The organism is Paracoccus caeni (genome assembly GCF_016629665.1).
GTDB classification, from domain to species: Bacteria; Pseudomonadota; Alphaproteobacteria; order Rhodobacterales; family Rhodobacteraceae; genus Paracoccus; species Paracoccus caeni.
On record NZ_JAEPRQ010000006.1, the window covers coordinates 155193 to 174496 of the forward strand.

Genomic DNA, 19304 nt, shown 5'->3' on the forward strand with positions numbered 1-19304 from the left:
GGAATGGATCAGAATGCGGGCTTTGATCGTCGAGGATGATCCGGTGCTGGCCGGACAGATCGCGGGGGCGATGCAGGATGCGGGCTTTGTCACCGATCACGCGCTGACTGGCGATGACGGCGAATATCTTGGCTCGACCGAAACCTATGACGTGGCGGTCCTTGATCTGGGCCTGCCCGGCATGTCGGGGATCGAGGTGCTGACCACATGGCGCGATCAGGGCATCGCCATGCCGGTGCTGATCCTGACCGCACGGGGCGACTGGACCGACAAGGTCGCGGGTTTTCGTGCAGGGGCCGATGATTACGCCGTGAAACCCTTTCGGCTGGATGAGGTGGTCCTGCGCTGCCAGACCCTGATCCGCCGCGCCGCCGGGCATACCCGTCCGGTCATTCAGGCCGGAACGCTGCAACTGGACGGCCAGCTTGGCGTCATCACCCGCGACGGCGTCGCGCTGAAGCTGACCGCCTTCGAGACGCGCATTCTCAGCTACCTGATCCACCACAAGAACCGGATCGTCAGCCGCACCGAACTGGCCGAACATCTCTATGAGGCCGAAACCGACCGCGATTTCAAATCGATCGAGGTGGTGATCGGTCGCTTGCGCCGCAAAATCGGCGACGGCGTGATCGAGACGCGGCGCGGCGAGGGTTACGTGCTCCGGGACGCAGGCTGATGCGTTCGATCCGGGGGCGGCTGCTGCTTCTGGCGGCGGTCTGGATCACGGCGGCGCTGCTGGCCGCGTTCCTGTTCATCTCGGCCCTGCTGGAGGATTTCGTCACCGACCGTTTCGACGCCGAAGCCGGGGGGATCGCCGACGGCCTGATCGCGATGATCGAGGTCGATGATGATGGCCGGGTCGAACTGGACGACCGCCCTGCCGATCCGCGTTTCGATCTGCCCTTTACCGGCTGGTATTGGCAGATCGCGGCGGATGGGCGGGTGGTGGCACGCTCGGATTCGCTGCTCGACGGTCGGCTTGACGGCCCGGAGGGCGAGTTTCTGGGCGGTCACGGGCTTGGCGCGGATGGCGGTGTGCTGCGGGTGCTGCGGCGGGAACTGACGATCCCCGACAGCGATGCCCGCATCAGTGTGACAGTCACCGCGCCTCAGGATCAGATCGATGCAAGCCTTGGCCATATCAGCCGACCGCTGGCCATTGCGCTGGCGGTGCTGGGCATCGGCCTTGCCATTGCCAGCGTGTTGCAGGTGACCCTTGGCCTGCAAAGCCTTGACCATCTGCGCAACGATCTGGCCCGTGTCCGCGCAGGTAAGGCCGAACGCCTGACCCTGCCCGATGTCAGCGAATTGCGCCCCCTGACGACCGAGATCAATGCAAGCCTTGACCAGAATATCACCCTTCTGGCGCGATCTCGCCAGCATCTGGGCAATCTGGCCCATTCGCTGAAAACGCCGCTGGCGGCGCTGGCGAATGAATTGCCCGGCGATCACCACGGCCAGAACCTGATCACCCGCATGGATCGCCTGATCGGCTGGCACCTGCGCCGCGCCCGTTCCGCCGGGCCGCGCCTTTTGGGGCAAAGGACCGAAATCCGCCCGGTGATCGACGACATCCTTCTGGTTCTGCGCTGGCCAATGCAAGACAAGGGAATGACCGCCAGTGTCACCTGCCCGCCCGACGCCGTCTTCGCGGGCGAGCGGCAGGATCTGGAAGAGATGATCGGCAATCTCTGCGAAAACGCGGTGAAATGGGGCGAGACGCGGCTGCTGATCCGTGTCCGGCAAGACGACCGGCTGGAACTGCGGATCGAGGATGACGGCCCCGGCATGTCCGATACCGACGCCCCCCGCGCGCTGATCCGCGGCGGCAGGCTGGACGAACATGGCGCGTCAGGTTCGGGCCTTGGCCTTGCCATTGTGGCGGATCTGGCGGCGCTTCATGGCGGCGAATTGCGGCTGGAACGTGCGGATGCAGGCGGGCTTGCCGCAATTCTGGACTTGCCTGCCTGAAATCGCGGCCATCCTCGTCCCGAATAATTTTACCATTTGATAAAAAATTGAACCTGTGTCAGCCTGATTCTTACCAACAGGTGAGCCAGGAGACAGAAAAATGTCCCAAGCCCGACTGGCGCCCGGAGTAACCCCCGGACGTCTGACACCCGAAGAACTGGCGCTGAATTTCGTCGATGTCGCGCCGCCGCTTGATCCGCACGAGGCACGGGTCGCAGCCGACCGCTGCTACTTCTGCCACGATGCACCTTGCATCACGGCCTGCCCGACCTCGATCGACATTCCGCTGTTCATCCGCCAGATCGCAACCGGCACCCCCGATGCGGCGGCGATGACGATCTTTCACGCCAATATCCTTGGCGGCATGTGCGCCCGCGTCTGCCCGACCGAGAACCTTTGCGAAGGCTCCTGCGTCCGTATGGATGCCGAAGGCCAGCCGGTCGAGATCGGCGCACTGCAACGCTATGCCACTGACGGGCTGATGGCGAAACCCGGCCATCCCTTCCGCCGGGCCGAACCGACCGGCAAACGGATCGCCGTGGTCGGTGCGGGGCCAGCCGGGCTTGCCGCGGCGCATCGTCTGGCCGCGAAAGGTCATGACGTGGTGATCTTCGAGGCGCGACCGAAACCCGGCGGCCTCAACGAATACGGCATCGCCAGCTACAAGGCGGTGGACGGTTTCGCGCAGGCCGAGGTTGACTGGCTGATGGGCATCGGCGGGATCGAGTTCCGCCACGATCAGCGCCTTGGCCGCGACATCACCCTGAACGGGCTGCGCGGCGAATATGATGCGGTGTTTCTTGGCATGGGCCTTGGCGGCGTCAACGCACTGCGCACCGATGGCGAGGATCGTCAGCATGTCAGCGACGCGGTGGCCTTCATCCGCGATCTGCGGCAGGCCGACGACCTGACCGCCCTGCCCGTTGGCCGCGACGTGGTGGTGATCGGCGGCGGCATGACGGCGGTTGACGCGGCGGTGCAGTCGAAGCTGCTGGGCGCGGAAAACGTCACCATCGTCTATCGCCGCGACCAGTCGCAGATGAGCGCCAGCAGCCATGAACAGGAACATGCGACCAGCTCTGGCGTGCGGATCATCTGCAATGCGGCGCCGGTGGCCGTCCACGGCAATGGCTCGGTCGTCGAGGTCGAGTTCGCCTATACTCAGGACGGACCGGACGGGTTGAAACTGACCGAAGAACGCTTCCGCCTGAAAGCCGATCAGCTTTTCCGCGCCATCGGCCAGCGGCTTGAGGACGCACCTGACGGCATCACGCTGGAAGGCGGCAAAATCGCGGTCGATGATTATGGCCGAACGTCACTGGACGGTGTCTGGGCAGGCGGCGACTGCGCCTCGGGCGGGGACGACCTGACCGTTACCGCCGTGGCCGAAGGCCGCGATGCGGCAGAAGACATCGACGCCACCCTGACCGGACGCCCGGTCGAGATCCCCGGCTAAGGGAGGAAAAGACATGGCAGATCTGCGCACGAATTTCGTCGGCATCAAGTCACCGAACCCGTTCTGGCTGGCCTCGGCCCCGCCGACCGACAAGGAAGTCAACGTCCGCCGCGCCTTTCAGGCCGGTTGGGGCGGGGTCGTCTGGAAGACCTTGGGCAGCGAAGGCCCCCCCGTGGTCAATGTCAACGGCCCCCGCTACGGCGTCGTCTATGGCGCCGACCGCCGGGTGCTGGGCATCAACAATATCGAATTGATCACCGACCGCCCGCTGGAGGTGAACCTGCGCGAGATCAAATCCGTCAAGCGCGACTATCCCGACCGGGCGCTAATCATCAGCCTGATGGTCCCCTGCGACGAGGATTCATGGCGCGACATCCTTGCCCGGATCGAGGATACCGGCGCCGACGGCGTCGAACTGAACTTCGGCTGCCCGCATGGCATGGCCGAACGCGGCATGGGCTCGGCTGTCGGTCAGGTGCCGGAATATATCGAGATGGTGACCCGTTGGGTAAAGCAATATTCACGCATGCCCTGCATCGTGAAGCTGACCCCGAACATCACCGATGTCCGCAAACCAGCAGAGGCCGCGATGCGCGGCGGCGCCGATGCGGTCAGCCTGATCAACACGGTCAACTCGATCACTTCGGTCGATCTGGACCTGTTCGCGCCGCAGCCGACCATCGACGGCAAAGGCAGCCATGGCGGCTATTGCGGCCCGGCGGTGAAGCCCATCGCGCTGAACATGGTGGCCGAAATCGCCCGCAACCCGGAAACCCGCGGCCTGCCGATCAGCGGTATCGGCGGCATCACCACATGGCGCGACGCGGCAGAGTTCATGGCGCTTGGCGCAGGCTCGGTTCAGGTCTGCACGGCAGCGATGACCTATGGGTTCAAGGTGGTGCAAGAGATGATCTCGGGCCTGCGCGACTATCTGGACAGCCACGAAATGGAAATGTCCGACCTGATCGGGCGCGCGGTTCCGAACGTCACCGATTGGCAATATCTGAACCTGAACTACGTGACCAAAGCGGTGATCGATCAGGATGCCTGTATCAAATGCGGCCGCTGCTACGCCGCCTGCGAGGATACCTCGCATCAGGCCATCGCGATGAACCCTGGCCGGGTTTTTGAGGTGGTCGAGGAAGAATGCGTCGCCTGCAATCTCTGCATCGATGTCTGCCCGGTCGAGGATTGCATCACCATGCGCGAGCTTGAGATCGGCGAGTTGGACAAGCGCACCGGCGAGAAGCGCCGCGAATATGCCAACTGGACCACGCATCCCAACAACCCGATGGCGAAAGCGGCCGAGTAGGCTTTCCGGTATTTTTACAACGAAGAAGCGGCGAGGTTAAGGTTTTCTCAACCTCGCCGCTTTATATCCGGCTTTGCGGTACAGGCTGCGGAGCCGATGACCGCCAACGGAGAAGTCGCCCCGGTCTCGGCTGGCAAGGCCTACCTGTCTCCCCCATGCAGGAGAGGCCGGGGCGCGCGCGCGCACCCTCTGCCGTTTCTTCGTTGTCCAAATACCGAAAACCCTAGAGGCCGTAGATACGGCTGAATTTATCTTCCAGATAGGCCAGCAACGGTTCGGGCGAGACGCTTTCGCCGATGGCCTGTTCGATCAACTGCTTTGGCGGCAACAGTCCACCATGGCGTTGGACATTTTCGCGCAGCCATTCGACGCCGGGCGCGGCATCGCCTGCGGCAAGCGAGGTATCAAGCTCTGGCACCGCCTCGCGCAGGGCGCGGTTCAGGCAGCCGGCAAAGACATTGCCAAGGGCATAGGTCGGGAAATAGCCGAACAGGCCCACCGCCCAGTGAACGTCCTGCAACACGCCATTGGCCGGGCGATCCACCGCCACGCCGAAATCCTTGAGGAAACGGGCATTCCACGCCTCGACCAGATCTTCCGTATTCAGGCGGCCGCTGATCAGGTCACGCTCGATGTCAAAGCGCAGCATGATGTGCAGATTGTATTGCACCTCGTCGGCCTCGGTGCGGATATAGCCGGGGGTGACCCGGTTCACCGTGGCGTAGAAGGCGTCGGGATCGGCGATGTTCAGATCGTCGAAGGCGTCCGACATGCGCTTGAACAGCCAGCCGGTAAAGGCGCGGCCCCGGCCCATCTGGTTTTCATAGATGCGGCTTTGGCTTTCATGCACCCCCATCGACACACCCCGGCCAAGCGGCGTAAAGGCATAGTCGGGATCGATGCCCAATTCATAGCTGGAATGGCCGACCTCGTGGATGGTCGAATAGATGCAGTTGAACGGATCAGGCTCGACCACCCGCGTGGTGATGCGGCTGTCCTGCCAACGACCGCTGCTGAACGGATGCACCGCCAGATCCAGCCGCCCGCGCGTCCAGTCATAACCAAAGGCCGTGGCGCAGGTGCGGGCCAGACGAAGCTGGGTTTCCTGCGGAAAATGGCCGGTCAGTGGCGCGGGCTGGTTCTCGACGCCAAGAATATCCTCGCGCAGGGCGACAAGGCGCGGGCGCATCTGATCGAACAAAGCGGCGATTTCGGTGCCGGTAATGCCCGGCTCGTAATCGTCCAGCAGCGCATCATAAAGATCGCCGCCTTCGGCGACCGCCGCAGCCTCTTCCCGCTTCAGCATCAGCACCTGATCAAGCGTGGGAAGAAACTCCTCCGGCGCGTCCTTGGCCCGTGCTTCAGCCCAGATCCCCTGCGACAGCGAGGTCAGCCGTGCCAGTTCCTGCGCCAGCCGTGCCGGGATTTTGCTGGCACGGTTGAAGTCGCGCGCGATCAGATCCATCGCCCGGGTCTCGGCCTCGGTCTGCGGTTCCGCCACTTCCAGCCATTCGCCGATCCGCTCATCGGTGCGACGCTCGTGCAGGACCGCCTCGATCGCGCCCATTTCCTCGGCCCGCTGTTCGGCGGCACCGCGCGGCATGACCGTTTCCTGATCCCAGCCAAGCCGCTCGGCGATCGAGGACAGCGCCTCGGTCTGCCGCTGAAACGCGAGTAGATCGTTGATCGCTGTCATCGGATGGTCCCCCTGACCGAGGTTTCATGCGGATAGGCCGCATTGTGGCGGGCGCGGATGATCAGGACGAACATCGCCATCGCCCCGATCTGATGGCTGAGCGCAAGCCCGAGGGGCGAGGCATGAAGCACGTTCATGATCCCCAGACCCACCTGCACCGCCACCATCGCGATCATAGCGTTAAACGCCCCGCGCGTCACCGGATGCGGGGATTTTCGCCCACGCAACCAGACCACGATGGCAAAGATGGTCAGCAGATAGCCGGTCATCCGATGCACGAATTGCACAAGCGCCGGGTTTTCAAAGAAATTCCGCCAGCCCAGCTCAGCGTCCCAGATATATTCGGGGATCCATTCGCCACCCATCGTCGGCCAGCCGGTATAGGTCCGCCCGGCATCGATCCCGGCGACCAGCGCGCCCAGCAGGATCTGCACCATCGCCAGATGCATCAGGCCAGTCGACATTGAAAACAGTTTCCGCTCTCCCGCCCTGCGCGCGCGCAGGAGCTGCGCCTCGCTGCGGCCCAGCATCAACACATACCAGGTGATCAGGCCAAGGATCAGGAAGGCCAGCCCCAGATGGATCGCCAGCCGGTAAGAGGCGACGCGCACCATCCCCTCGACCAGCCCGGAACTGACCATCCACCAGCCGATTGCGCCCTGCAATCCGCCAAGCGCGCCAACCGCAACCAATCGCGGGGTCCAGCCGACCGGGATTCGCTTCGTCGCAAGAAAGAACAGAAATCCCCCGGCCCAGATCAGCCCGACCAGACGGCCCAGCAGACGGTGCGACCATTCCCACCAATAGATCTGTTTGAACTCGGCCAGCGACATGCCCGCGTTCACCTCGATATATTGCGGGATCTGCTTGTAGGCGTCGAATTCCGATTGCCATGCCGTCTCGTTCATCGGCGGCAGCGCGCCCGTCACCGGCGCCCATTCGACAATGGACAGGCCCGAGCCGGTCAGCCGAGTGGCCCCGCCCAGCACGATCATCGCCGCGACCAGCGCGAACAACACCATCAGCCACATGCGGATCGCCCGGCGCGCGCCCTTAGGTGCGGCGTCGATCATGCCGGTCGTCGCGGTTGGGCGGCTGCTGGCAGTCGGATCCGAAACTTCCTCGAAAACGGGGCGTTTGGCCATTGCTTGCTCCTTCACGTCGCGCGGAACTTAGGCTGCGCTCACTTGCGGGTCAATTGGCGCAGAAGGCCATGCAGCACCCGCACGTCGCCCTGCGTCAGCGTCAGGCGCGACCACATGTTGCGCAGGTTCAGCTTCATACTTGACGCCTTGGCCTCGGGGAAGAAAAACCCAGCTTCGTCAAGGCGTTCCTCGTAATGATCGCCCAGTTTCTCAATCTCGATCCGGTCGGCCATCACCTCGCCCGCGGCGCGACCAAGATGCGGCGAGGGTTCTGGCGGCAAAGTGTCGCGGCCCCATTCGTAGCCCATCAACAGCACCGCCTGCGCCAGATTGAGCGAGGGGAAATCCGGGTTCACCGGCACCGTCACAATGGCATTGGCGCGGGCCACATCGTCGTTTTCCAGCCCGGCGCGTTCCGGCCCGAAGATAATCGCGACCCGGCCCGGCTGACTGCGCGCCTTTTCCATCGCCGTGGCGGGCGTATAGACCGGCTTTGACAGATCGCGCCCGCGCGCCGTGGTGGCAAAGGCGAACTCGATCCCCGTCATCGCTTCGGCCAGCGTCGGGAAAATCCGCGCATGATCCAGCACCCGCCCCGCCGCGCCTGAGGCCATCGCAATCGCCTTGGGATTGGGCCAGCCGTCACGCGGATCGACCAGCCGCATCTCGGTCAGGCCGAAATTCAGCATGGCGCGGGCGGCACCGCCGATATTCTCGCCCATTTGCGGGCGGACAAGGATGATGACGGGCTTTTCAGGCGCATGTTCCATGCCCGCCGCATAGTCCTTCTGGCAAGGCGCGGCAAGCTGCGCTATTGCGACAGAAAGATGGAGACGCATGTGACCGACGCCCCGCAGCTTTACCTGATGACCCCCGCAGGGGCGCAAGCCTCGACCCTGTCGCCGATGCTGGGCGAAGTGCTGGACCGCTTTCCCGTTGCCTGCCTGCGCATTCGCGGCGGTGCGGAAGAAGACGAACTGGGCCGGCTGGCCGATCTGGCCCGCGAGATCGCCCATGCCCGCGATGTGGCGGTGGTGATCGACGACCATGTGCGGCTGGCACAGCGGCACGGCCTTGACGGCGTGCATCTGACCGACGGCGCACGCGGCGTGCGCGATGCCCGCAAAGAGCTGGGCGCGGATGCGATTGTGGGCGCCTTCTGCGGCGTGTCGCGCCATGACGGGATCAATGCGGGCGAGGCCGGGGCGGATTACGTCAGCTTTGGCCCGGTTGGGGACACAGCACTTGGGCGCGGCGGGCCTGCGCCGCTGGATCTGTTCCAGTGGTGGTCCGAAATGATCGAGATTCCCGTGGTGGCCGAGGGTGCGATTACCCGCGAATTGATCACCGGCCTGTCGCCGATCACCGATTTCATCGCCATTGGCGCCGAAATCTGGGCCGAGAAAGATCCGGCGAAGGCGCTTGAGGGGCTTTGGGGCTGAACAGCCCCGGTTTCGGACGATCCGCCCTGCTCTTCTGCCGCAAATTCGTGGCGGTTCAATGCTTTGCGATTGCGCGACTCTGACAAGGTTGCCAATCTGCGGCCATGACCCGCCCCTTTCGCCGCCTTGTTCTTTACCTGCCGGGCTTCGACCCCTTCCCGCCCCGCCGCTACCGCGAGCTTTACCGACGCGAGGCGGCTGCGCAGGCGGGCGTCTCGGGCTATGGGATGACGGTTGCGGGGGCGAAGATCGCTTCGGGCTTTGGCTGGCGCAGTCGCGGCAGCTTCCCCGAGGGCGAGGCCGAGACGCTGTTCGAGGTGCTGGTCTGGTCCGATCTGGTGCAGGCCTCGATGCGGACGGCGATCGCCGGAACCTATCTGCAGCTTGCCCGAACCGCCGCCATCTATATCGGCTCGGGGGCTTTCGGGCGGCTGATGCGGCTCAGGCGCGGGCCGATGCTGGCGGCGCTTTATCCCTTTGCGATCCTGCTGCTGCAGCTTCTGGTCGCGCTGATTGTTGGTGCCGCCGCAGGGTGGCTTGCGGCATGGGCGTTCAACGGCTGGGCGGGGCTGATCGTCGCGGCGGCGATGGCGGTGGCCGTGCTGATGCTGGCCCGTGCGCAGGATCACCGGCTTTACGCCTATTATCTGATGAACGATTACGCCTTCACCGCCGCCCTGCGTGGCGCCTATCCCGAAGCGTTGGAGGAACGGATTCGGGGTTTCACCGCCCGGCTGGAACAGGCATTGCAGGACCCCGAGATTGATGAGGTGCTGGTCGTCGGCCATTCCTCGGGCGCCTATCTGGCGGTCTCGATCCTTGCCGATCTGATCCGGGGCGGCCTGCCCCCGTCCCGCGCGACCTTGTCGCTGCTGACGCTTGGCCATGTGGTGCCGATGGCCTCTTTCCTGCCGGATGCGACACGGCTGCGCGCCGATCTGGCCTACCTGTCCGAGCGGTCGGAACTCTTCTGGCTGGATGTCACCGCCCCCGGCGATGCTTGCAGCTTTGCTTTATGCGATCCGGTGGCGGTGACGGGCGTGGCAGGCGAAGGGCAGCTTTGGCCGCTGGTCATCTCGGCCAGCTTCACCAATACGCTGTCGCCGGAGAAACAGCGTGAGCTAAGGAAACGCTGGTTCCGGCTGCATTTTCAATATCTTTGCGCCTTCGACCGACCCGGAGATTACGACTATTTCGCCATTACCGGCGGTCCGCTGACGCTGGCGCAGCGCTTTGCCGGGCGCAAACCCTCGCCCGGCCGGATCACCCGCGCCGTCGGGCCGGGCCTGCCATGATCCCGCCCCGCCCGCCGACGAACGAGACCCGCAACACCCTGCTGCGGTTGATCCTCGGCTTCCGACGCGATCTTCTGTCGGCCCTGCCCGCCCGGCTCTACCGCGCACGCATGGCCGAGTTTCGTAGCCCGCTGATCCACAGCTTCGTCTGCAACGATCCGGCGCTGGTCCGGCTGATCCTGCAGGAAAAGCCCGGCGATTTTCCGAAATCGCGGCGGCTGCGCGCCGGTCTGTCGCCGCTGATGGGCAATTCGGTCTTCGTCAGCAATGGCGAGGACTGGGCCCGCCAACGCCGCATCATCGATCCGGCTTTCGAGGGCGGCAGACTGCGCGAAATCTACCCCGCCGTTCTGGCCGCCGCCCGTTCGGTCACCGCCGAACTGCCCGAGGGCGAAGTCGATATCGAGCCCTTCGCCAGCCTCGCCACTGCCGATGCGATCTTTCGGGCGATGTTTTCGCTGCCCATCGAACATGACATCGCCGCCCGCGTTTTTCGCGCCTTCCGCGCCCATCAGGATGCGCAGCCGCTGGTCAATCTGGCGGCGATCCTGCCATGGATGCCGCGCTGGCATTCGCGCGCAACCCGTCGCACGGCGGGGGAAATCCGCAGCCTGATCCGGCAACTGGTCGATCAGCGCCTTGACGCCATCGCGGAGGGCACCGCCCCCGACGATCTGGCAACGCGCATTCTGACGACGCCCGATCCTGTCACCGGCGCGCTCTTTTCCAGCGCGGAAATGGTCGATCAGGTCGCCACCTTCTTTCTGGCCGGGCATGAGACCAGCGCCTCGTCAATCGCATGGGCCTTGTGGCTGCTGGCCGCCAATCCCGACTGGCAGGATCGCGTCGCGTCCGAGGCTGCGCTGCTGAGCGATGACATGGCAACGCTGGGCAAGCTGAAGGCCACACGTGCCGTCTATCGCGAAACGCTGCGGCTTTATCCCCCGGTGCCGATGTTCGTGCGCGAAGCGGCTGTCGCGCAGCGCTTCCGTGACAGGACGGTGCCGAAAGGGGCGCAGGTCGTTGTCTCGCCATGGCATCTGCACCGGCATGAGCGGTTATGGGACCACCCCGACGCCTTCGATCCGGCGCGTTGGGACACCACCGAAGGCAAAGCCAGCGCCCGCGACGCCTTCGTGCCGTTTTCAGCCGGTCAGCGCGTCTGTCCGGGCGCGGGGCTTGCCATGATGGAGGGGGTGGTGATCCTTGCCACCATCGTCGCGGCGTTTCGGTTGCAGCCGACGGAACAAGAGCCGGTTCCGGTAGCACGGCTGACAGTGCGCGGAAGCGACGGGATCAGGATCAGACTGGAGCGGAGGGAGCAAGCATGAGCCGCAAGACCGTGAACGAGATTTGCGCCGCCTTGCCGGGCGCCGAGCATAGCGACCCGTGGGGCGGCGGGCACGACTGCTGGAAGGTCGGCGGCAAGATGTTCGCGGTGATTGGCGCGATGAACGAGGCGGTCTCGGTCAAGACCGACAGCGTCGAGCTGGCCGAAATGCTGATCGAGGCAGGCCGCGCGACCCGCGCCGCATATATGCACAGGACTTGGGTTGCGATGCCGGTCGATGGTGATCCCGAAGAGCTGCGGCACAGGCTGGAAGGAAGTTATCGCATCATTCGCAATGCCTTGCCGAAGAAGTTTCAGGCAACGCTGGAGGATTTCTAGCGCGTTTCCCTGTTTGGCCTAACGATTGAAACAGAGAGCGGTGCCCGCCCGTCCGGGCGGTCGGGCACTGCCCGGCGTCGCCCAAGGGCAACTTGATTCCGGGCGGGCGCCTCACCTGCACCCGCGATCAGTCACGACGACCTTCCCGCCTTACCCCTGCCGCTTGAAGGTCACGTAATGCGGCACCCGGCCCTCGCGCAGGGCTTTTTGCTCATAGCGGGTGCTGATCCAGTCCTCCCACGGCTCAGCGACCGAGGAGAGCAGATCGAACCCGGCCAGCGGCACCTCTTCCAGTGTTTGCCGGACGTAATCGGGAATGTCGGTCGCCACGCGGAAAATGCCGCCCGGTCGCATCACCCGGGCCAGAGGCAGCAGATGTTCGGGCGTGACGAAGCGGCGGCGATGGTGGCGCGCTTTGGGCCAGGGGTCGGGATACATGAGGAATGCGCGCTCGATACTGGCATCGGGCAGCACATCCATCAGATCGCGCGCATCTCCGGGATGCACGCTGACATTCTCAACCCCCGCTGCACGGATCTTGCCCAAAAGCATGGCGACACCGTTGATGAACGGCTCGCAGCCGATGACGCCGACCTGCGGATAGGTCGCCGCCATATGGACCATATGCTCGCCGCCGCCAAAGCCGATCTCCAGCCATAGCGGGCGTTCATCACCGAAGAAGGTCGCGGTCGGATCGATCCGTTGGCGGTCGGGATTGTCCTGCACGGTGATGCCGCGCGGGCGGAGTTCGCCCAGATCCTCGGACAGATAGCCCTTCTGGCTTTGCCGCAGGGTCTTGCCATGGCGCCGCCCATAGAAATTGCGGCGCGGCGGATTGGGATCGAAGGGGGATTGAGGCGTATCGGTCATGGCGGCGGGATGCACCGCCAGCGCGGAACGGTCAAGGGCGAGATGCGGGTGAAACCGCATTCCCGCCCCACCCCGTCAGTCAACCTGCGGCAGCACGCTTTGCGCGATCGAGGCATCCAGCGCCTCGAATTCGTTCAGCCCGATCAGATCGTAAAGCTCTGCCCGGGTCTGCATCTCGGGCAGCATCGCGGTCGTCGCACCGTCGCGGACCAGCGTGGCATAGAGCTTTTCCTGCGCCTTGTTTGCGACCCGCAGCGACGAGACCGGCCAGATCACCATGTCATAGCCCAGTTCCTCGAACTCCTTCGCGGTCAGGGCCGGGGTGCGACCGAATTCGGTCATATTGGCCAGCAGCTTCACGCCGGGCAGACGCGCGCGCACCTCGCGGAACATCTCGACGCTGGTCAGCGCCTCGGGGAAGATCGCATCGGCCCCAGCCTCGACATACATCTGCGCACGGGCGACCGCGCCGTCGATGCCTTCGCTGGCGGCGGCATCGGTGCGGGCGATGATGACCAGATCGCGGCGGGCGCGGGCGGCAGCGGCGACCTTGGCCGCCATATCCTGCGCGCCTGCCAGCTTCTTGTCGTTCAGGTGGCCGCATTTCTTCGGCAGCAACTGATCCTCAAGATGCACCGCCCCTGCCCCGGCATCCTCGAACACGCGGACCATATGCATGACGTTCAGCGCCTCGCCATAGCCGGTATCGCCATCGACCAGCAGGGGCAGGCCCGAGGCCCGCGCGATCTGGCGGATGAAGAACGCCACCTCGTCCACGGTGATGATCCCCAGATCCGGCAGGCCCATGCTGGCCGTCATTGCCGCCCCCGACAGGTAAAGCGCATCGAAACCCGCCGCTTTTGCCTGCAAGGCCGCCATACCATTCTGGGCACCGGGAAGCTGCAGAATACCCGGTCGATCAAGCGCCGCGCGAAAGCGCGAACCGGCGGAAGTCGTGGGCAGGTCACTGGCGGTCAGATAGGGCATGGCATTCCCGTTCGCTGGAGGGTTAAACGTGGCGTATTGTTCGGAATCGTGTCGACAACATATGTATATATTGCCGGAAGTAAACTGTCATTCGGCTTGTTGCAGTTGATTGTGTCGACAGAATGAGCGAATTTAGTGGGGCGGATCACTTCGAACCGCCAAGGAGAGACAGGATGTCGCAATCGGATACGGTCTATGACGCGCTCAATCAGGCGATCCTGTCAGGCCATTACCGGCCCGGCGCGAAGCTGAGCGAGCCGGTCATCGCCGAAGAGATGGGGCTGAGCCGCGCCCCCGTGCGCGAGGCGATCCGCAGGCTGCAAGAGCGTGGAATGGTCAGCCATGCGCCCAATCAGGGGGTGCGTGTCGCCTCTCCTACCCTTGACGACTATCTGTCGCTGCTCGAGGTGCGCGAGGGGCTGGAGGGGATGGCCACGGCCATGGCGGCGCATGCGATGACCGACCGGCAGCTTGAGGAACTGGCGGAACTGGTTGAAGAGCATGGACGGATGCTGAGGGACGATCCGCAAGGCCCCTATCTGCAGGCCAGCCGGGACGAGGATTTCCATGTGCAGATTGCCTGCGCCTCGGGCAATCCGGTCCTGATCCATCTGCTTTGCGAGGATTTCTACCCCCGGCTGAAGCTCTGCCGGTTGCAGCACCAGGGTGTGCCGGGCCGTGGGCTGGCGGCGTGGCAAGAGCATCGGCGCATTCTGGCGGCGCTTCAGGATCGCGATGCCGAGGTAGCGGAGTTAATGATGCGGCGGCATATCCGCGCAGCGCGGGCGGCGCTGCTGGCCGCGCGCAGCGGGCGGGCTTGAGACAGGCTCAAACCCGGCCACCGGACGCTCAGTCGTAGTGACAGGCGATCACCCTTCCAGACCGTGATCGAAGATGCCAAGGCCGGTCGGCGCATCGGGAACCACTGCCCCGGCAGGGAGCGACGGGATCAGCAGATCAAGCTGCCCAGCCGACAGATCCGGCAGGCGATGGGCGGCTTCGGTGAAGACACGCAGCGCCTCGGCCCCGAGCTGATCCCCCACAAGCGTCTGAAGTTTGCCGACATATTGCGGCCAGCCCCACGGTGCTTTACCGTTCGGATGGGCATCGGCCACGCCACGCTCGCCCGCGATCTCGGTGCCGTCCTTTAGGCGGATGACGATGCGACCACCGAACTGCCGCTTGTCGGGGTCTTCCTCGTGATAGCGGCGCGTCCATTCGGGATCTTCGATGGTGGTGATCTTCTGCCAGATGCCGCGCGCCGCCGCAGCCCGTGCCCGCTCTTTCGTGTAGCTGTCAACATGGTGCCAGCGCCCATCCTCCAGCGCGACGGCAAGGATATACATGATGGAGTGGTCCAGCGTCTCGCGGCTGGCCTCGGGGTCGGATTTTTGCGGATCCTGCGCGCCGGTGCCGATGACGTAATGGGTGTGGTGCGAGGTCTCGAGCAGGATCGAGGCGACCTGATCCAGATCGGGGATTTGCTGGCCCATCTCGATGCAAAGATCGATCAGCGCCTGCGCCTGATATTCGGCCGAATGCGCCTTGGTATAGGTTTCAAGGATCGCACGCGGGCTTTCCCCCGGCTCGGGCAAGGTCACCTTGTAAGCATCGTCCTTGCCGCCCAGCATCCATGCCAGCACGGAATCCTCGCCCTCATAGATCGGCGACGGCGAACCTTCGCCCCGCATGGCGCGGTCGATGCATTCGACGGCCAGCTTGCCGGTAAAGCCCGGCACATAGGCCTTCCAGCTTGAGATCTCGCCCTTGCGGCTTTGCCGGGTCGAGAAGGACAGATGCACCGCCTGCCCGACCGCCTGATAGATGATCTCGGCCGGCAGGTTCAGCATTGCGCCGATCCCTGCGGTGGTCGCCGGGGCAAGATGGCCCGCATGGTCCTTTTTGTATTTGTGCAACGAGATCGCCTTCACCAGCGCGACGTGGATTTCGTAATGCACGGCAATCCCCCGCGCCAGATCCGCGCCCGACAGGCCCATCTGCTGCGCCACCGCGATCAGCGGCGAAATCGCGTCGCCCGGATGCGAATATTCGGCGGCAAGGAAGGTGTCGTGAAAATCCAGTTCCCGCACGGCGGTCGCGTTGGCCCATGCCGCCCATTCCGCATCGAAGCGCTGCCCCGAAATGCCATAAAGCGTCGCCCCGCCCTTCCTCGGATGGCCAAGCGCCATTGCGCGGGCCGAGGCCACCGGGCGCCGATTGATCGCCGCCAGCGCCACCGAGGCATTATCGACGATCCGGCAGGCGATCATCTCGACCACATCGGCGTCCAGCGGACCGGGATTGGCGGCATATTCGGCGATATGCCAGGCCAGTTGGTCCTCTCGTTTCAGCCGCGCCGAGGAGGGATGGACGCGAATGTCGTAGGTCTTCATCTTGTCGCACTTTCGTATAGGGCAGTTTCGTAAGTTTCAGGCATTGGCACGCAGCCGCCGCAGCAATGCGGGCGCCAGAAAGATCAGCGCCGCGATGGCAAGGAAGGTGATCGAAATCGGCGTCTCTACCAAGGTCATCGGATTGCCCTGCGCCGAGGCCAGCGCCGTGCGAAGCTGATATTCGGCCATCGGGCCAAGGATCAGCCCGATCAGGACCGGCGCAATCGGGAAGTCATAGACGCGCATGACATAGCCCGCGATGCCGATGATCAGCATCACGATCAGATCGACCTCGGACCCGGAAACGCCCCAGATGCCGATCAGCGCGAAGATCAGGATGCCCGCATAAAGCTGTGGCTTCGGGATCGACAGCAGCTTCACCCACAGACCGACCAGCGGCAGGTTCAGCACCAGAAGCATGACATTGCCGATATAAAGCGAGGCGATCAGCCCCCAGACCAGATCGGGATTGCTGGTGAACAGGAACGGCCCCGGTTGCAGGCCATAGTTCTGAAACGCGGCCAGAAGCACCGCCGCCGTCGCCGAAGTCGGCAGGCCAAGCGTCAGAAGCGGCACCAGAATCCCCGCCGCCGCCGCGTTGTTCGCAGCCTCCGGCCCGGCCACGCCCTCGATCGCGCCATGGCCGAAATCCTCGGGCTTGGGGCTTAACTTCCGCTCCAAAGTATAGCTGAGCATGGTCGGAATTTCGGAACCGCCACCGGGCAGCGCGCCCATCGGAAAGCCGATCACCGTGCCGCGCAGCCACGGTTTCCAGCTTCGCGAAAAGTCCTCTCGCGTCATCCATTTGCCGCTGACCTTCAACGGCGTCTCTCGCGCCTGACTGTAGCGAGAGGCGACGAACAGGATCTCGCCAATGGCGAACAGCGAGACCAGCACCACGGTCAGTTCGATCCCGTCCAGAAGCTCGGCTACGCCATAGGTCAGCCGTGGTTGGCCGGTCAGCTTGTCGATGCCGACGACGCCAAGGCCCAGCCCGATGAACAACGAAATGAAACCCCGTATCCGTGAGGTGCCCATCACCACCGCGACCGAGCAGAAGGCCAGCACCGTCAGCGCGAAATAATCGGCAGGCTTGAAGATGAAGGCCAGTTCCGCGACCAGCGGCGCAACGAAGGTCAGCGTCAGCGTGGCAAGCGTGCCCGCGACAAAGGAACCGATGGCCGCCGTTGCCAGCGCCGCCGCGCCGCGCCCGCTGCGGGCCATGCGATTGCCTTCCAGCGCGGTCATCATCGATCCGGCCTCGCCCGGCGTATTGATCAGGATCGAGGTGGTCGAGCCGCCATACATCGCCCCGTAAAGCACGCCCGCGAACATGATGAAGGCGGCGGTCGGCGCGATGGAAACGGTGACGGGCAGCAACAGCGCGATGGTCAGAGCCGGGCCGATGCCTGGCAGAACGCCGATCATGGTGCCAAGGGCCGACCCGATCAGCGCCCAGAGCAGGTTCATCGGCTCCAGCGCGACGCCAAAGCCATGCAGCAGATATTCGAAGCTGTTCATCTCAGATCCCCGCCAGCGGTAGCAGCCCGCCAAGTTGCAGCCCCAGCCGGTCGAACAGGAACCATGACAGCAGCCCAAGGATCAGCCCGGTCAGCAGATCCCACCCCAGTCTGGTCGAACCGAATGACCGCGCCACTAACGCAAAGCTGACCATCGCCGCCAAGGGCAGACCAAAGCTTTTCAAGGTCAGGATCGGCAGCCCCGCCGCGACCAGCGCCAGCAGAAAGGCGCGCAGGTTCATTGGCAGGTTCGGATCGGCATTCTCGGTGCCCTGCGCCTCGAAAGGTTCGCCACGGTAAATCTGGATCGCCAGCAACAATCCCAGAACCACCAGCACCGCACCGATGAAAGTGGGCACCGCGCCGGGACCGATTCCGGCATAGCGACTGGCCGCAGGCAAGGACAAACCACCCCAAAGGCAGACCAGCCCAAGGCCGATCACGATCACTGACAGCCAATAGGGGCGCGAGATTGATTTGGACGACATGGCTTGCTCCTGAACAGCCGGGGCAGCGCGCAAGGTGGCGCTGCCCACGGGTTTTGCCGGTCACTCGACCAGTTCTGCGCCCCGCAGGATGTCGCCAATGCGGGCGTTTTCTTCGGCGATGAATTCACCGAAGGCGGGACCGGACTGATAGTAGCTGTCCCAACCCTGCGTCTGCATGACCTGCTGCCATTCGGCGCTGTCGTTCAACTGATCGAAGCGGGCGATCCATTCGGCGGCGTTGTCCTCGGGCATGCCCGGAGCGCCCAGAATGCCGCGCCAGTTGGCGATCTCGACATCAAATCCGGCCTCTTTGAAGGTCGGCACATCCAGCCCCTCGCGCCGTTCATCGGCAGTGATGGCCAAAATGCGGATGCGGCCCTGATCCTGAAACTGCTGGAACTCGGAAATGCCCGAGATACCGGCCTTCAGCGTCCCGTTGACGATGCCCGTCACCGTCTCGGCCCCGGCGGCCTGCGGGATATAGTTCAGATCGCCAACCGCGATCCCCGCCGCCTGTGCCAGCAGCGCCAGCGCGATGTGATCGACGCCCCCTGCCGAGCCGCCACCCACGGGCACCGCGCCCGGATCGGCCTTCATCTGTTCGACTAACTGCTCCAGCGTCTCGATATCAGAGCGGGCATCGACGGCGATGACCAGATGCTCGGCGGTCAGCCGGGCGATGGGCGTATAGGTGGACAGATCGATGGGCGAGCTGTTCAGCATGATCGCCCCGACCGTGATCGCCCCGAACACCGCCAGCGCATCGGGCTTGCCGCTCTGGCTGTTCTGGAACTCGGCCAGACCGATGGTGCCGCCTGCGCCGCCGGTATTGGTGAAGTTGACGCCTTCGGTATAAATCCCGGCCGCATTCATCGCGGCAAAGGCCTGACGCCCGGTGCCGTCCCAGCCTCCGCCCGGATTGGCCGGCAACATGACCGAGACATCGGCGATGGCCGCCGTAGAAAGACTTGCCGCGACGACCGTCGCCGCGAACAGATTCCTGACATGCATTGCAATTCCTCCCTAGCATCGCGATCTGCCGTTCTGTCGGCACTTTCAC

18 protein-coding genes are annotated in these 19304 nt (G+C 64.3%); 9 read left to right on the forward strand and 9 right to left on the reverse strand.

The annotated features are described in order from the left end of the window. Positions 1-13 precede the first annotated feature (13 nt). From JJJ17_RS15355 to preA, 4 genes are all read left to right on the forward strand, one after another. The gene (locus tag JJJ17_RS15355; RefSeq protein WP_200687955.1) at positions 14-676 is read left to right on the forward strand and encodes a response regulator transcription factor; all 663 of its coding nucleotides are present in this window, start codon (positions 14-16) and stop codon (positions 674-676) included. After that, positions 676-1971: a sensor histidine kinase gene (locus JJJ17_RS15360; protein ID WP_200687957.1), complete on the forward strand. Its 1296-nt coding sequence runs from the start codon at positions 676-678 to the stop codon at positions 1969-1971. Before JJJ17_RS15355 ends, JJJ17_RS15360 begins: the two co-directional genes overlap by 1 nt. 100 nt (positions 1972-2071) lie before the next feature. Continuing rightward, positions 2072-3427 carry an NAD(P)-dependent oxidoreductase gene (locus tag JJJ17_RS15365; RefSeq protein ID WP_200687959.1) on the forward strand — a complete coding sequence of 452 codons (1356 nt, stop codon included), beginning with the start codon at positions 2072-2074 and terminating at the stop codon, positions 3425-3427. 13 nt (positions 3428-3440) lie between these two features. Beyond that, positions 3441-4739, forward strand: a complete 1299-nt coding sequence (gene preA, locus JJJ17_RS15370; RefSeq protein ID WP_200687961.1) for an NAD-dependent dihydropyrimidine dehydrogenase subunit PreA — start codon at positions 3441-3443, stop codon at positions 4737-4739. 223 nt (positions 4740-4962) lie between these two features. On the opposite strand, the gene JJJ17_RS15375 is transcribed toward preA, so the two are convergent. Genes JJJ17_RS15375 through JJJ17_RS15385 form a run of 3 tightly spaced genes read right to left on the reverse strand, consistent with a single transcriptional unit; the run spans position 4963 to position 8350 of the window. Then, positions 4963-6435, reverse strand: a complete 1473-nt coding sequence (locus tag JJJ17_RS15375; protein ID WP_200687963.1) for a carboxypeptidase M32 — start codon at positions 6433-6435, stop codon at positions 4963-4965. Further along, the gene (gene ctaA, locus JJJ17_RS15380) at positions 6432-7580 is read right to left on the reverse strand and encodes a heme A synthase (protein WP_200687965.1); all 1149 of its coding nucleotides are present in this window, start codon (positions 7578-7580) and stop codon (positions 6432-6434) included. The genes JJJ17_RS15375 and ctaA overlap by 4 nt, the downstream gene beginning before the upstream one ends. A gap of 38 nt (positions 7581-7618) precedes the next feature. Continuing rightward, a complete protein-coding gene (locus JJJ17_RS15385) occupies positions 7619-8350 on the reverse strand; it encodes an RNA methyltransferase (RefSeq protein WP_200688088.1) in 732 nt (243 codons plus the stop codon). A 57-nt stretch (positions 8351-8407) separates the two neighbouring features. Between JJJ17_RS15385 and JJJ17_RS15390 the strand changes: the two genes are divergently transcribed. The 4 genes from JJJ17_RS15390 (at position 8408) to JJJ17_RS15405 (ending at position 11986) form a co-directional block, all read left to right on the forward strand. After that, positions 8408-9022 carry a thiamine phosphate synthase gene (locus JJJ17_RS15390; RefSeq protein ID WP_200687967.1) on the forward strand — a complete coding sequence of 205 codons (615 nt, stop codon included), beginning with the start codon at positions 8408-8410 and terminating at the stop codon, positions 9020-9022. A 104-nt stretch (positions 9023-9126) separates the two neighbouring features. After that, on the forward strand, positions 9127-10317 hold the full coding sequence (locus tag JJJ17_RS15395) for a hypothetical protein (protein WP_200687969.1): 1191 nt from the start codon (positions 9127-9129) through the stop codon (positions 10315-10317). Further along, the gene (locus JJJ17_RS15400; RefSeq protein WP_200687971.1) at positions 10314-11648 is read left to right on the forward strand and encodes a cytochrome P450; all 1335 of its coding nucleotides are present in this window, start codon (positions 10314-10316) and stop codon (positions 11646-11648) included. The genes JJJ17_RS15395 and JJJ17_RS15400 overlap by 4 nt, the downstream gene beginning before the upstream one ends. Next, positions 11645-11986: an MmcQ/YjbR family DNA-binding protein gene (locus JJJ17_RS15405; RefSeq protein WP_200687973.1), complete on the forward strand. Its 342-nt coding sequence runs from the start codon at positions 11645-11647 to the stop codon at positions 11984-11986. The genes JJJ17_RS15400 and JJJ17_RS15405 overlap by 4 nt, the downstream gene beginning before the upstream one ends. A 150-nt stretch (positions 11987-12136) precedes the next feature. Here the strand turns inward: JJJ17_RS15405 and trmB are convergent, their stop codons facing one another. Then, entirely contained in the window at positions 12137-12856 is a 720-nt protein-coding gene (gene trmB, locus JJJ17_RS15410) for a tRNA (guanine(46)-N(7))-methyltransferase TrmB (protein ID WP_200688089.1), read from the reverse strand. Positions 12857-12931: 75 nt separating this feature from the next. Beyond that, positions 12932-13843, reverse strand: a complete 912-nt coding sequence (prpB, locus tag JJJ17_RS15415) for a methylisocitrate lyase (protein ID WP_200687975.1) — start codon at positions 13841-13843, stop codon at positions 12932-12934. A gap of 173 nt (positions 13844-14016) precedes the next feature. Between prpB and JJJ17_RS15420 the strand changes: the two genes are divergently transcribed. Further along, on the forward strand, positions 14017-14664 hold the full coding sequence (locus JJJ17_RS15420; protein ID WP_200687977.1) for a GntR family transcriptional regulator: 648 nt from the start codon (positions 14017-14019) through the stop codon (positions 14662-14664). A 48-nt stretch (positions 14665-14712) separates the two neighbouring features. Here the strand turns inward: JJJ17_RS15420 and JJJ17_RS15425 are convergent, their stop codons facing one another. From JJJ17_RS15425 to JJJ17_RS15440, 4 genes are read right to left on the reverse strand one after another with little or no spacing between them, the layout of a single operon-like run. Next, positions 14713-16236 carry an MmgE/PrpD family protein gene (locus JJJ17_RS15425; RefSeq protein ID WP_200687979.1) on the reverse strand — a complete coding sequence of 508 codons (1524 nt, stop codon included), beginning with the start codon at positions 16234-16236 and terminating at the stop codon, positions 14713-14715. A 36-nt stretch (positions 16237-16272) separates the two neighbouring features. Then, positions 16273-17757, reverse strand: coding sequence for a tripartite tricarboxylate transporter permease (locus JJJ17_RS15430; protein ID WP_200687981.1), 1485 nt, complete (start codon positions 17755-17757; stop codon positions 16273-16275). A gap of 1 nt (position 17758) precedes the next feature. Beyond that, positions 17759-18244, reverse strand: a complete 486-nt coding sequence (locus tag JJJ17_RS15435) for a tripartite tricarboxylate transporter TctB family protein (RefSeq protein ID WP_200687982.1) — start codon at positions 18242-18244, stop codon at positions 17759-17761. Between the two features lie 60 nt (positions 18245-18304). Beyond that, a complete protein-coding gene (locus tag JJJ17_RS15440) occupies positions 18305-19255 on the reverse strand; it encodes a tripartite tricarboxylate transporter substrate binding protein (RefSeq protein ID WP_200687983.1) in 951 nt (316 codons plus the stop codon). Positions 19256-19304 lie beyond the last annotated feature (49 nt).